The organism is Rheinheimera pacifica (genome assembly GCF_900108485.1).
GTDB classification, from domain to species: domain Bacteria; phylum Pseudomonadota; class Gammaproteobacteria; order Enterobacterales; family Alteromonadaceae; genus Alishewanella; species Alishewanella pacifica.
Genome location: NZ_FNXF01000002.1, coordinates 106,164 through 120,754, shown reverse-complemented (window position 1 = coordinate 120,754; position 14,591 = coordinate 106,164). Strand labels below are relative to the sequence as shown.

The window sequence follows — 14,591 nt, the reverse complement described above, 5'->3', positions numbered from 1 at the left end:
GTGTCAGGGTTTCAGGATAGGCGTAAGGCTTTTTCCTCTGGTATAGTACGGTTTTACGTCGTCAGGGAGCGGGAATAAATGCAGTGGCAGGTACTAACCTTCGGTGAATTGGACACATACACGCTATATAGCTTGTTGCAGTTAAGGGTAGATGTGTTTGTGGTAGAGCAAAATTGCCCTTATCCGGAGCTGGATGATAAAGACTTACATACGCAAACCCGCCACATTATTCTGAAAAAAGGCGATAAAGTCATCGCCTATTCGCGGGTACTGGCGCCGGGTGTTAGCTTTGATGGTTTTCCGGGTATTGGCCGGGTATGCGTATCACAAACCGCACGCCGCTTAGGTTTGGGCCAGGTATTAGTAGAACAAACCCTCAGTGTGGCAGCAGAGCTGTGGCCGGATACCGATATTCATATTTCTGCCCAGTGTTACCTGCAACAGTTTTATCAGGATTTAGGCTTTAAGCCTGCCAGCGAACCTTACCTGGAAGATGATATTCCGCATATAAAAATGATAAAACCGGTGCAATAAAAAAGCCGCGTTAAACGCGGCTTTTTGCTGTTGCAAAGGGTTAGAAGCGTACGTTTACGCTAACCCAGAAATTACGCGCTTTATCTTTGTTATTGTAGTCATCCACATAGGTGGCGCTGTAACCATTGGCGCCATTGTCGTCGTAGATACAACTGGCGGCAGTATCACTACATTGAGTAAAGGCGATATTGTAGGTTGTGAAGTCACGGTCAAACAGATTATTAATGCGGGCATTAAAGGTAACCGATTCACTGGCTTCAAACGATGCGCCTAAATGGAATACATTATAGGCTTTGTAGTACAACGCTTCGTTTTTGATCGGATCCCATGAGCGGTAGCGCTTGGTGCGTAGTTCTGATGTCAGAAACACATTCAGTGCGTCTGTCGCTTCCCAGCTTAACGTCAGGTTTGCCATATGCTTAGCACTACTACCCAGTGGACGGCCTTTTTCAGCGCCACTTTTTTGCTCGCTATCGGTATAGGTGTAGTTGGCGCGAAAGGCAACGCTGTCAGTTATTGCCCAACGCCCGGCCAGCTCAGCACCCTCAATAGTCACTTTGTCGATATTCACCGTTTTAGTGCTGGTAGCGTAACCTAAATCAGCATACTCACCGGTGCTGCTACACTCCACATTGGTGCCGGTACCACAGGGCTGAGAAGCAATTTTGTCGTCAAAGTCATTTTTAAAGATGGTGGCATTAAAGTTATGGCCATTTGGATGCTGCCAGTACACGGCGATTTCTGAAGATACACTGGTTTCTGCTTTCAGATCCGGGTTACCAAACATTGGTGAGGTACCCTGGCCGCCAAAACCAACCACACCGTCATATAACTGGGTGGTTTTTGGCGTTTTAAAGCCGGTACTAACGCCACCTTTAATGGTCCATTGCTCATTTAACGTGTAAACACCATACAGTCGTGGGCTTAGCTGGCTGCCAAATACTTCATGGTCGTCACGACGTAAACCGGCAGTTAAAGAGAATGACTCAGTCGCATCCCAGGTATCTTCGGCAAAAATAGCCCACATATTATGCTCCTGGATTGCGCCAGGGGTGCCGCTTTCAATGCCAAACACACCGTCTTCCAGTTCACCGCGGATCACCTGGGCACCAGTGACCAAAATATGCTGGCCTGCCAGTTCAAACGGCATATCCAGTTTGGCATCCAGCGTGTATTGATTGCTGGCCATTTTACGTTTTTCACGCGGTAAGAAAGTCGCTTCAGCTAAGTCTTTGCGTGCATCCAGGCTTAAACCGGCATACTCACCGGTAGCGTCAAACATCGCCAGCAACAGTTCACGTTCAGAAGCGGTGAATGGCAAAGTACGGCCATGATTTTGGGTATCTACGTAAGATAGCGACACAAAGCTGTTACCAAAGTCCCATTTACCTTCATGGGTTAAAGACCAGGTATCACGGGTAAATTCCTGAGTGGGGCTGTAACCTACCTGCGGGTTGGCACGGCGTGCCCAGGTACCACCGCCATCAGCACATTTTTGCTGCTGATTACCGCCAGAAGAGGGGGTAAAGCCGCGACAGAAGTTACCTGCCACCCAGATACTGTCAATATTATCTACCGTACCTACCGGATATTCTTTGGTGCCGTTGTCATTGATAACCGGTGTATTGTCATATTGTTGTTTAGAGCTTTCAATATCAAACCAGATTGTTTGATTAGTAGCTGGGGTCCAGCTTAAGCGGCCGCCGAAAACTTCGTTTTCGTTGTCGACTGTTTTACCACCGGCACCAAAGCCTAGCGAGCGGTTGCGCACTTCACCATTGGGATATTCTACCGGCGCATATTGTGGCATAGAAGATAAACGGTTATAGAAGCTACCGCGCAGAGACATACCTAGCACGCCGGGGATTAATGGGCCCATCACGTTAAAATCGGTAGTGATATCATTGCCAAAAGCGTCATCGGTTTGTACTGTACGGCTGTGGCTGACAGAGCCCATCCACTTATCGGTAACTTTTTTGGTAATAATGTTTATTACACCGCCTAACGCATCGGCTCCGTATAGCGTTGATGCCGGGCCGCGGATTACTTCAATCCGGTCTACCGCATCCAGCGGCGGAATATGGCCAAACTGGTTGCCGCCGAAGCTGTTAGGGTATATATCACCGTGGTTATTCTGCCGCTTACCGTCTACCAGAATTAACGTATAGTCAGAGCCCATACCACGCATACTGATGGTACCCTGGCCGGTTTTATCACGGGTTTCGCCGATATCCACGCCTTCTAAATCCCGCACTGCGTCCAGCAGGGTGGTATAAGGCCGTTTACTTAGTTCTTCCTGTGTTATCACCGAAATACTGGCGGGTGCATCTACCAGCTTTTGCTCAAAACCAGAAGCCGTTACCACTATTACTTCCATATTGTAATCAGGGGCTGCAGCTGCAAGTTCTGCATGGGCAGAGGGGAGGGTAAACACAGCTGCAACAGCGCACGCCAGCGCGGTAGGGCGAAACAACATTTTGAACTCCTTTAATAGTGTTTTCAGGCAGCAGAGCCAGATCGCATGTAAATTAATGTAAATGATGCGGCGAATGATAATTATTATCATTATTAAGATCAATCATTATTCTGTAGTTATTTTCACAACACGAAAAGGCGAGTATTTAACTTAACATTAAGTTATCAATTTGGTTGCTATTCATATGTGCCGTGAGGTTGCGCTGTACCCCTTATAAATACTGAGTTCAAATGAGATTGATTCGTATTTTTTACTGTGTTCTAATTGCGCGCATTACAGGTTATTTGTTAACAAATGGAGTTTTTATGCAGCTGAAATTGTCGCGCTTAGCCGTTGCCGTTGTGCTGGCTTCGGTATCATTAAGTGCTGTGGCACAGCAACAAACCGCTACGAAAGAAAGCAATATTGAGCGTAAAAGTATTATGCCCACGCTGGAAGTCATACGGGTAGTAGGTGAGGCAGCACCTGTATTGTTGGAACAAACCGGTACTGTGGTGGTGATTGACCGCCAGCAAATAGAGCAAATTCAGCCCCTATCTACCGAAGACGTATTGCGCCGTATTGCCGGTATTAACGTCGCCAGCGAAGAAGAAACCTCAATTGTGTCTAACTTTGGTATGCGTGGTTTATCTGCCAGTGAATCAAAATCGTTAGTGCTTGAAGACGGTGTACCAGTAGCGCCTGGGTTGTTTATTGGCAACGACCGTTACTATAACCCACGCATTCAGCGGGTAGAGCAGGTTGAGATATTAAAAGGCTCATCGTCGTTACGTTATGGCCCTTCTACCATTGGTGGCGTAGTCAATTACCAGACCAAAACACCAGACGATGGCGTTAAACTGTCCGGCCGTGCCGGCTCGTTTGACTTGCGTGAAGTGAATGTAGAAGCCGGTGGCAAGAGTGTTTCAGGCGATGCCTTCGCCGGTGTCGTTGCCACCCATGCGACCAGCGATGGTTTTATGGACAAAGGTTACGAAATGACTGACGTGATGGCCAAAGCCGGTGTGGTATTCAGCGACAGCCACAAGTTGGGTATTAAAGCCTCACGCCATGAGAACGATGCCAACATCTCTTACCGGGGTTTATTACTGGCCGATTATCAGAATGGTGCAAAATATAACCCGGCACCGGATGACTATTATCTGACCGACCGTACCGCAATAGATCTGAATCATGAATGGACGTTATCGAGCCAGGCTACATTGAAAACGCTGCTGTACTGGAGCGAATTGACCCGGGATTACTGGCGTTATGATGTTAACACCGCAGCCTCAAATGCTGCTGGCCGCTGGGTATATGCTGATACGTTAACGGGGAACAACCGCAGCTTTGACCGGGTTGGTATAGAAACCCGTCTGACGCTGGATCACAACTTATTTGGCAGTGCAGCCAGCAGTGAGTTTGGTCTGCGTTTTATGCAAGAAGAGGCTAATGACACCCGTATTCGCGCTGTGCGTGGTTCAGACCGTACCGGCGTAAATGACCGGCATATTGTCGATTCAGCCGACAGTGTAGCCGCTTATGCGCAAAGCCGGATTGAGCTGACAAAGCGTTTTGCTGTTACACCGGGTTTACGGGTGGAATCTTACGAGCAAAAACGGCTGGTGTTATCCGACAATAACGCAACAGCCAAAACCAGCAATACAGAGTTTTTGCCTGGCGTTGGTGCAACCTATGATCTGAATCAGTCTGCGCAGTTGTATGGTGGGGTATACCGGGCTTTTTCACCCGCCTCTAATGGCGTGGCACTGGACGGTCTGACCGATCAACAGCTTGATGGCGAGCGCTCGACCAATTTTGAGCTGGGTATTCGTGGTAAACAAGGTGCTGTCAGTTATGAAGTGGCTGCCTTTGCTATGGACTTCAGTAATCAGGTTGTTACCGGCAACAGCGATCCAAACTTATCGCAGTCTAATGCAGGTAAAACTGAACACCGTGGTATGGAGTTTATGTTCGGTTATGCGTTGGGCGCCGGGTTTAGCCTGGATACCAATGCAACCTGGGTACCCACCTCAGAGTTTAAAACCGGCAGCAACCAGGGTAACCGCCTGCCGTATGCGCCGAAAATTATTGCTAACGTAGCGCTGAGCTACCAGTTAGAGCAATTAACTGCAGCATTAAGCGCGCACCATCGTGGTGAGCAATATGGCGATGCCAGCAACCGTGAAGATATTCCGGCAAATGCTGCCGGCGGGATCTGGGGTGGTTTAATACCGTCTTACACCGTGCTGGATTTAACCGCGCAGTACAAACTGGCAGATAACATTAGTGTCTCAGGCAGCGTAAAAAACCTGACCGACAAGCGTTATATTGCCGGCTTACGCCAGGGTATTTATGTCGGGCCAGAGCGTGCTTTCGAACTGGGTGTACGTTACAGCTTCTAACTAATGCCGTACCAATGGCAGCGTATACAGGGCAGACTATTCTGCCCTGTTTTATTTATGCTGTGGCGGCATACTTAACGTTGCGGCGGGCCGTATATTTGCTCGGCACTGTTAAACAGGATCCAGCTGGTTAAAATATACTTGTCATTTGAGACCGGTACACAGCCGCGATGGGTGTGGGTAAAGTAGGCCGGTGCTATTACCATACGGCCGGTTTTGGGCGAAATGCTTTTGTTTTGGTAGTAAAACTCGGTTTGGCCGCCCTCGGCTACGTCATTTAAATAAAACATAAACAATAAGGTACGGTGCAGTGGCTCAGTGCTGCCTTGCTGTGGATACACTTCACTATGCCAGTAACCGTAATTACCTACGCCAGCCTGATATTTCTGCGCCTGAATATTACCCAGCCGAAACAGCGCGCGCATAAAATCCAGTGTTTTGGGCTCACCCAGTTCGGCAAAGTTGTCATGTGTAATGGCGGTGGGCTGGCCGGTTTGCGGGTGCGCTATGGTTAACCCCATTGGGCCAATCAGGGCAAAATGGTACTTTTTAAAATAGTCACTGGCATAGCGGGTGGTGGCTTCCCAGATCACTTTTAGTAGCGGCTGGTATTCTGCATGTTGGTACAGATATAAATCTGTACTGATTTTTTTACTGGTATCCACACCGCCGCCGGTGCGGCCGGCCGTGGTATGCGGGCTTTGGTCAAACACCTTAATCAGCTGTTGGCAAAACTCGCTGCTTAACGCATTATCGTACACCTCTATAAAATCGGTCATCGGGTTACCTTTATGTGGCAAGACATTATTTCTCCGCGTTTCTCTGACACGGATGCGCTGGGGCATATCAACAATACTGTGTTTGCAGTCTGGTTTGAAGGCGCAAGACAAGATGTTTTCAAAATTTTTACACCAGAGCTTAATTTACGCCAGTGGCCGCTGATTATTGCCAGCGTCAAGCTGGATTACCATGCCCAAACGCATTACGGCGCCGATGTTGAAATCCGTACCTATATTAGCCGCATTGGCGGCAGCTCTTTTGATGTGTACCAGGAAGCCTGGCAGCACGGTGTAAAAACGGTGTCGGGTACGGCAGTATTGGTGCAGTTTGATTATGCAGCCAATAAAGCCGTGGTTATTAGTGCAGAACAAAAACAACAGCTTAACCAACACATGTATAAAGCGTAAACATCGCAGGCTACGTTTCACTGGTCGTAAAGCTCTGGTATGGTAGTCGCAAGCTGAGTAAGGTCGAGCAATAATCATTTTCCGGAGTCTGCTATGAAAAGCGTGTTTATGGGGCTGGCCGTTGGCGTAAGCCTGGTGTTGGCCGCTGGTGCCCAGGGTTACGACCGCATTACCGGCGCAGAGTTTGCCAGCCGTTCTGAAGTGATCGCTCCTAATGTTATGGCGGCTACCAGCCAGCCTTTAGCAACGCAAATTGCACTGGATATTATGCGCCGCGGTGGCAATGCCATCGACGCCGCCATTGCTGCCAATGCCGCCTTAGGGCTAATGGAGCCTACCGGCAATGGTATCGGCGGCGATTTATACGCTATTGTCTGGGATGCCAAAACGCAAAAGCTGCATGGCTTAAATGCCTCCGGCCGCTCGCCGCTGAGTTTAAGTTATGAAATGCTGGCGCATGAACTGCAAAAGCTTGGCCGCACCGATTTACCACCACATGGTATGTTGCCGATCAGCGTTCCCGGCGCGGTTGACGGCTGGTTTGAACTACACCAGAAATTTGGCAGTATGCCGATGCCGGAAATTTTGCAGCCTGCTATCAGTTATGCTGAAAACGGCTTACCCGTTAGTGAGTTGATTGCATATTACTGGGATCGCAGTGTGCCGGTATTAAGCCAGCAACCTGGTGATTTCAAAGGCACTTTTACCATTAATGGTAAAGCCCCGGCCAAAGGCGAAATGTTTAAAAACCCGGCGCTGGCCAATACTTTTAAAGCGCTGGCAAAAGACGGACGTGACGCCTTTTATAAAGGCGATATAGCTGTAGAAATTGATCGTTTTATGCGCGCCAATGCCGGTTATCTGCGTTATGCCGATTTTGCTAATCACCGTTCAAGCTGGGTAGAGCCGGTGGGGGTAGACTACAAAGGTTATACCCTGTGGGAACTGCCACCAAATGGCCAGGGTATAGCTGCCTTACAGATGCTGCAAATTCTGAAAAACTTCGATTTAAAAGCCGCTGGTTTTAACACGCCGGAAAGTTTGCACCTGCTGGTTGAGGCGAAAAAACTGGCCTTTGAAGACAGAGCTAAATTCTACGCGGATGAAGATTTTAACAAGGCGCCGGTAGAGGCACTCATTTCAGAGGAATATGGCCGCGAGCGCGCCAAACTGATTGGCGACAAAGCCGCCAAACGGGTTGATGCCGGTAACCCGAATTTGTATGAAGGCGATACTATTTATATGACCACCGCCGACAAAGACGGCAATATGGTGTCGTTAATTCAAAGCAATTACCGGGGCATGGGCTCAGGCGTAGTGGTGCCGGGGTTAGGTTTTGTATTTCAGGACCGTGGCCAGTTGTTTTCGATGGACAAAAAGCACGCCAATGCTTATCAGCCGGGCAAGCGGCCATTTAATACCATTATTCCTGCCTTTATCACCAAAGATGACAAACCGCTGGTGAGCTTTGGCGTCATGGGTGGTGCTATGCAGCCACAGGGCCATGTGCAGATTTTAATCAATATGGTGGATTACGGCATGAACCTGCAAGAAGCCGGAGACGCCGCACGCTGGCAGCATCTGGGCAGCACCGAGCCAACCGATGGCAGCGACATGTATCTGCAAAACGGTGGCTATATTGAAGTAGAGCGCGGCATACCTTACGAAACTGCGCGCGAGCTGATGAAAAAGGGCCACGATGTTCGCTACGGCTTAGGCGGCTACGGTGGTTATCAGGCCATTATGCGTGATCACGCCAACGGTGTTTGGGTGGGGGCATCTGAATCACGTAAAGACGGCCAGGCGGCAGGGTACTGACAAATTGATCTGCCGTCACAGCTACAAATTAGCTGTGACGGTAGCCAATTTAGCTATCTAACATCGTGATCAGAATACCCGGAATAATTCGAATCAACTGCGGGCTTTAGATTCTAATAATACGGCGATTGTTTTAATCACGCAAAGCTGACTTCATATAAGTGAATTTTGGTAACACCTGTACTTCTACCCTTGGAGTTAATTGGATGATCATACATCAACCCAACATTCTCATTCAGATTACTTAGGATAAAGAGACAAGCTCCGATTGCCATAGGTTTTGTGCCAATAGGTGCTATATGTAGTACCTTGTCTGGTAAGCATTTTTTAATAAACTTGAGTTTCCGGAATGTTTCAAAAGGGTTGCTCGCACAGCAAAATTCAGGCTTGTCAGAGACTCTGACAAGCCTATCTATATTTTGATAAGCGCTGTGTTTGTCAAATGAGGGGCGAAAACTCGGGACTCCAAAAATGGGTGTCACTGCTTCGATGAATGCACCTTCATCATTTTGAAGTAACTGCCCTAACCTAACTCTTTCGAATCCTAGTAGCGCTATTAAATGTGCCTTTTTTACGGTAGAAGTTGTTCTAGTGAAACCCGGAAGGGCTCTATATCCGACAGAAGACGAAGATAAATTAAAATGGTGACGTCCATAGTCGCTAGGTGCGTCAAAAACGCTGGGATAGTTCTTGGGTTCAGCGTAAATAATTTTTGCTTTGAGCTCCAGTCTTAATGCCCATCTAAGTATGTACAGTAATTCCGAAACGCCCAAGGTGGTTGCGTCGACGATAATTTGTCCAGTTATATTTTCCGGTGATATTTTATTTAGATATGACGAAAAATCTCTTAATGGAATACTCGCGCCATTAATAGTAAAAGTCATTTTAGAAGCGTCAAATTTAACAATTACTTTTTTGGGGCTTAAATTTTCCTGAAGAGCCAATACGACGAATTTCCCCCTGTCATCCAATGGCTCCCCAAAGAAGAATATGTCTGCTTTTATAGTTAATAGCTTGGAACGATCAACTTCTAATAAATTCTCAAATTTCATCGAACAGAGTTCCTTGCATTTCCCTTGCCGACGAAAAATCTGATTCACTTGTACTCTTGTTTAAATAGGGTTTGCAGAAAGTAATGAAATCATCTTCGGAGCCGCAGAATATTATCTCAATATCTTTTACGCTGAATGTGTGTTTTCGAATCTTTCTAAACGATATTGAGAAATTCGGGGAGAACATTGGGTGTAGCATGTATTCATAGGATGTGAAGTCTAAGTGAGATTTTCTCTTTGTATCTCCTTGATACTCTATTAGCACTGACCAGATCTTAAGCTCACTCAAGAGTAACTTAATATTTTCAGGCAACATTTCGACACTCGTTACCTCAATACCGAAATGGACGATTTCAGGTTCACTTTGAGACTTCCGTTTTTGCAGTAGTTGGAAGAAAAGCCCAAGACGGTTAACTATGAATCGAAGATTGTTTCCCCATCTGCCAAGTTCTACTACTTTTGCAACCTCTAGTTCACTGTTTTTTCGAGCTGCAAGAGCTTGTATAGATACGGGAATTGAAGGAATCACTGTCTCTGAAAGTTCACTAAATCTTTTGTACTCTACAAGGCATTGGTGACAGAACTCGAGGAAATGCCTCATGTTTGACCTTGCCATAAGACATATTCTGTCAAAACCAGAATAAATAGGAATTGTTCGTCTACCTGCGGATATATAAATCCATAGTAGTGCGCCTACAAGAACATCAGTGTAGCTTTTATAAAAGGTGTTATCACCACTCTTCTTGAGTTCATCAAATTTTTCTAAGATATACTTTTCTGATTGAGAGGGCCTATTCAATAGAATACCATTGAGAATAGATTCTACTGGAAATCTAGAATCTATGAAGAGCTCAGGAGTAAGTTTAGTAGAGTGCAATGCGGGCTTGACCAAAAAGTCTCTTAGTCTCTTTTCAAGGGTTTTATCTTGAAATACACCTTTTGCTACATCTTCATATGAAATAGACGGTAGGAAGTTATTTGCGAAAGCAAGTAGATTTTCTGAGTAATTATTGTCCAACCTATGATTTATGAGGGACTCGTCGCACAGTAACTTCCTGTATTCATTTATAAAGCTTTCTTCTACGCATCCTTGTAGTTTTAATATTAGTATTTCTGCAGCAAAGACTTTAAACTCATTAGTGCTAAAGTCCTCTAAATCAATTTTTCTGTAGTCGTTTCTTAAAACAAGACTTTCTTTTCCAGAAGTGCTTCTAGAAACATTAGCATGTTTTTTATACGCAGAGGATATTATTAAATCATCTGCTCCGTGCTTTATCCAATCATTTATTAATTCTTGTTGTTCAGTGGTGAGGTTTTCATATTCGTCGATGTACAAAGTGAAGGCAGTTGACTTTGTATGTTCTGAAAAATCTCTAAAGCTTTCTATAATTGATTTTAATATGCTGCGAGTATCGGGGAAAACAGGCTTTTCAAAATAATCAGGATCACTGACCCAATCGTTTAACTCTGCAAGCAATTCATCAGATAGCGTGCCCAACTCAGATATGTAAGTTAAATTAGTTCTCATTCTATCGTTGAATTTTCTAGGAAGCTCTAAATTAATTATGCTCTTTGACGGGAAGTTGCTTTTTTCGAAATTGCATTGCGATATATTGTTTACAACAGAAGAAAATTCTCTTAGTACGTTGATTAAGATGTATTTAGAAAATATCTTTTTCCATGATGCCCCATATATTTCTTCGGTTATACTGCTACAAAAATGAGTATCAGGTCGTAGATAGAGTCCAATCTTTCTAACCTCTCTTACTGCAACATTTTCTCTTTTATTGCTAAAACGAGTGTCATGGCAGTGATATCGTAGAAACATGGTCTTGCCAGATCCTCGACCACCTTCTACCATCACCGCTTTATCAAAATTAAATAGATTTATCGACTGATAATTTGGTGGAAGGACATATTCTCCCCAGACATCTATAGGGAACTCTTCAGCTCTGTTCTTGGCAAATATTTTAATTAGCTCAGAGTTCATTCTATTTATTCCTATAAAGTAGGTTGTCCCATTCCAACCCATTTTTTCTGTGATAGAGAATCTTTAGATTGTTATTAGGTGTAGAAAGGTAGAATGCAAAGCAAAGGCCTTGCTCACCTTTTCCAAACAGGTAGTTTTCCTTTCCAAAACCTTTGTTAGAGCAAAGCTTTTTATAAAAAGCTATTGCGCTATCGACAGTGTTTGTTTTATCACCTCTAAAGTAACCATTAATTGGATAAAAAAAGGAGTCTTCGAGAGTTAGTAATTCGACAGGAGAAACTTTAACTTCTGGCAACTGTTGTTGGATATGAGCCAATGCTTCGACGTGTGCAGCTAAAGGTATGAAAAGCACCTTAACACCATCAGGTAAAATATTTTTCAGCTGTTTTTGATAGAATCCTACAAACTGTTCTCCCGTTCCAGAGAAATCATCTACTATAACGATAGCTTTTACTGTCGCAGGCATATTAGGAATCTGGTCTATTTTTAGGGATAAATGTCCCGCGAGGTCTAGCGTCTGTTTTAACTGTCTGATAACTACAGGACCACTTTTCCCTGTTTTCTTGTCAACACTTTCTATTGAAATGAATCTTACCGGTACGTTCTGTCCAGTGCTTAAAGACGTTAGCCAACTTTCTATACACTGATTTAACGGGTGACCGATTTCATACAAAAATTTCGGGATTTTTGATGATGCAATTTCATTTATACTAGCATCAATCATTCTTTTTGTTCTGAAAACTAGAGAATCTAATATACAGACAGAAAAGTACTTTTCTTCGTCAGTCTTAAAATTTTCTAGCCAAGACTTGAGTTGGTACTTGTCGATATCTTCCCAGTAGCCGCTCTTGATATAGAACTCACATTTGTTCGTTATGTCGTCGTAGTAAGATTCCCAGTCAGTCGGTGCTTCGAACATCGTTCAGGAATTCCTTTATTATTTTTTGGGTTAGGTACTTCGCACCAACTCCAAGAGAGCGTTTATATAATAGATCTTTGGTGTCTGGTCTTGTGAGTTTGTGCCAAATTTTACTCGCAGACTCTTCGTTGTCGGGTCTAACAACTATAATACAGTCGCTTACAATCGCTTGCCCTGAAGTTACTCTCGCGATTCTACCTAAACATCTCCTTCCAACCCTTGCTATTAAAATGTCCCTAGGTTTAGTAACTACTTGACTCAGGCATGTTTTGTTATCAAAACTAATTTCTGAAGGGGTATTTGTTAGTCCAGTAGTATGTATAAAGTTATATTCGGTTCTCTTTAATTCGGCATAAGAGGTTTTCCCTCGGAAAATGGAGAATTCGATATTTTCTACTTTTTGCTTTATTGGGTTGGAAGTTTGGCTGGAATAAAACTCGTAATCGCTTCTCTGTATAGCTTCATCTTTTGAAATGAAAATAGAATAGTTTTTGTAAACATGAGATAATTCCACGAGATTATTTTTGTCTTTACTTCGCATTTTAAGTATCAGAATAAAAGCCTGAGCTTCTGTATTTTTAAAGCTGCCAGATGGGAGCTGAATTATTCTTTTTATATGAAACTTTTCTAAAAGATGGCTCCTAAGTGATGCCCATCGTTCACCAGAGATTAGCCCAGCAGGGAGTATGATTGCTAGTTCGCTATTTTCATTAAGGAGTCTTATATTCTGAGCAAGGAATACTAGTTCTGCTGGTATTGTTTTAACATTTGTTGAGATGAAGCTGTCAAATCCAACACTTTTAAGAATTTTTATAATATCAAGGTCTAACTCTCTGGAATAATATGGGGGATTGCTAATAAGTAAGTCTATGGTGCCATATTTTTCTGTTATGAGATCAGGTAGATGTGGACAGAATCCGTCGTGATGTATAGCGTTAATAGACTTTTTAAGATTTGCCTCTTGGACATTTCGAGGGTCTATATCGATTCCTATTAAATCTAAAGTGTTCCATCTTCGCTTAGCTGCATAAAGTAAATCACCTGCTCCAAAGCCAAGATCGACGGCACGATAAGGCGCTTCAAGGCTTAAGTTGCTTACAAGCAAATCACTGAACTCAGATTTCGTATAGTATTGGTTTAGATTCATACTTTACACTGGTAGCTAGGGCCAAGTTTTAATTAAATTATTTTAATAGTGCACAGTTATACAGCTAATAAAGCCATTAATGAAGTTGTAAATTCGCCTAGCAAAACATAATGTTAATTTAGTTCAACTTTGACTTGGTAATTGGCTGTGATTTGCTCGATGGCCTGCTGCATATCACCGTCAAAATCGGCGCACAGCTCGGCATAGCTGTGCCGCAGTTTCAGGCGTTGAGTGGTTTTTACAAAGCGCAGCACTTCTTCCTTACTGGTTAAAATCAGCCGGGGTACCCGTACATTGTTGCCCTGCTCATCTTTGGCGATCATGGTAAAGTACGATGAATTACAGTGCTTTACTTTACTGGTTTGAATATTCTGCGCTTCAACGCGAATACCCACCACCATTGAACTGTTACCGACAAAAATCACCGATGCTTTTAACGTGACCAGCTCGCCGACTTCAATCGGGTTAAGAAAATCGACTCTGTCTACCGAGGCAGTCACACAATAACGGCCACTGAATTTTGAACCGCAGGCAAAGGCGATTTGGTCCATCAGTGACAGCAGGTAACCACCGTGGATTTTACCGCTGAAATTGGAATGCGACGGCAGCATCAGCTGCGACAGTGTTACGCGGGAACTGCTGCTTTTTTTATAGAGATCAGTCATAACGACCCTGTATGTTGGTTAAGCTGCACCAAGTTTAGCAAAGCTTAGTGTGCAGCAAAGCTTAATTCAGTTCTTGCTGTAGTGGCTTATGTTGTACCAGTATCCACGGCGAAATTACCACCGCCCATAGCTCAGTTTGGTTATCAAACCACTGTTGTGCCTGCTGTTCACTGGTGCGCCCTACGGTACCCTTTGCCAGCAAGTCAGCAACTGTGGCTTTATCGTCCAAGCTAAAGGCAAACGCTACCTCGATTAGATCCAGCTCAGACGCCACCGTAATAACCGCACCGGCGGCGTAAAACTTCTGTAGCTCCAGCCAGTTAATACGGGCCGTTTCACTGACAATTTTAGCTTTTATCAGCTCAGGGCTTTCTGCTTCGTCAGCCAGATAAGCATCGGGTGGCGTTATTGCTGTCATA

The 14,591-nt window shown here is 44.6% G+C and carries 12 protein-coding genes; 4 read left to right on the top strand and 8 right to left on the bottom strand.

What is annotated here, in order from left to right:
* Positions 1–78: 78 nt before the first annotated feature.
* Complete coding sequence (locus tag BLW68_RS03090) at positions 79–534, top strand: GNAT family N-acetyltransferase (protein ID WP_092790120.1); 456 nt, start codon at positions 79–81, stop codon at positions 532–534.
* Positions 535–574: 40 nt separating this feature from the next.
* On the opposite strand, the gene BLW68_RS03085 is transcribed toward BLW68_RS03090, so the two are convergent.
* Complete coding sequence (locus BLW68_RS03085; RefSeq protein ID WP_092790118.1) at positions 575–3,010, bottom strand: TonB-dependent receptor domain-containing protein; 2,436 nt, start codon at positions 3,008–3,010, stop codon at positions 575–577.
* 305 nt (positions 3,011–3,315) lie between these two features.
* Between BLW68_RS03085 and BLW68_RS03080 the strand changes: the two genes are divergently transcribed.
* Positions 3,316–5,394 (top strand): TonB-dependent receptor family protein, encoded by a 2,079-nt coding sequence (locus tag BLW68_RS03080; protein WP_092790116.1) that lies wholly within the window; start codon positions 3,316–3,318, stop codon positions 5,392–5,394.
* A gap of 74 nt (positions 5,395–5,468) precedes the next feature.
* Here the strand turns inward: BLW68_RS03080 and BLW68_RS03075 are convergent, their stop codons facing one another.
* Positions 5,469–6,173: a 2OG-Fe(II) oxygenase gene (locus tag BLW68_RS03075; RefSeq protein ID WP_092790114.1), complete on the bottom strand. Its 705-nt coding sequence runs from the start codon at positions 6,171–6,173 to the stop codon at positions 5,469–5,471.
* Positions 6,174–6,185: 12 nt separating this feature from the next.
* On the opposite strand from BLW68_RS03075, the gene BLW68_RS03070 reads away from it, so the two are divergent.
* Positions 6,186–6,581 (top strand): acyl-CoA thioesterase, encoded by a 396-nt coding sequence (locus BLW68_RS03070; protein ID WP_092790112.1) that lies wholly within the window; start codon positions 6,186–6,188, stop codon positions 6,579–6,581.
* 93 nt (positions 6,582–6,674) lie between these two features.
* A complete protein-coding gene (gene ggt, locus BLW68_RS03065; protein ID WP_092790110.1) occupies positions 6,675–8,399 on the top strand; it encodes a gamma-glutamyltransferase in 1,725 nt (574 codons plus the stop codon).
* Between the two features lie 137 nt (positions 8,400–8,536).
* Here ggt and BLW68_RS03060 read toward each other — a convergent pair whose 3' ends face one another.
* The 6 genes from BLW68_RS03060 to BLW68_RS03035 all read right to left on the bottom strand — a co-directional run bounded on the left by BLW68_RS03060 (position 8,537) and on the right by BLW68_RS03035 (position 14,590).
* Positions 8,537–9,451 (bottom strand): hypothetical protein, encoded by a 915-nt coding sequence (locus tag BLW68_RS03060; protein ID WP_092790107.1) that lies wholly within the window; start codon positions 9,449–9,451, stop codon positions 8,537–8,539.
* Entirely contained in the window at positions 9,441–11,441 is a 2,001-nt protein-coding gene (locus BLW68_RS03055) for an ORC-CDC6 family AAA ATPase (RefSeq protein WP_092790105.1), read from the bottom strand. Before BLW68_RS03055 ends, BLW68_RS03060 begins: the two co-directional genes overlap by 11 nt.
* Before the next feature lies 1 nt (position 11,442).
* The gene (locus tag BLW68_RS03050; protein WP_092790103.1) at positions 11,443–12,360 is read right to left on the bottom strand and encodes a phosphoribosyltransferase-like protein; all 918 of its coding nucleotides are present in this window, start codon (positions 12,358–12,360) and stop codon (positions 11,443–11,445) included.
* On the bottom strand, positions 12,341–13,507 hold the full coding sequence (locus BLW68_RS03045) for an N-6 DNA methylase (protein WP_092790101.1): 1,167 nt from the start codon (positions 13,505–13,507) through the stop codon (positions 12,341–12,343). Before BLW68_RS03045 ends, BLW68_RS03050 begins: the two co-directional genes overlap by 20 nt.
* A gap of 113 nt (positions 13,508–13,620) precedes the next feature.
* A complete protein-coding gene (locus BLW68_RS03040) occupies positions 13,621–14,172 on the bottom strand; it encodes an acyl-CoA thioesterase (protein ID WP_092790099.1) in 552 nt (183 codons plus the stop codon).
* A gap of 61 nt (positions 14,173–14,233) precedes the next feature.
* Positions 14,234–14,590: a DUF2288 domain-containing protein gene (locus tag BLW68_RS03035; RefSeq protein ID WP_092790097.1), complete on the bottom strand. Its 357-nt coding sequence runs from the start codon at positions 14,588–14,590 to the stop codon at positions 14,234–14,236.
* Between the last annotated feature and the right edge of the window lies 1 nt (position 14,591).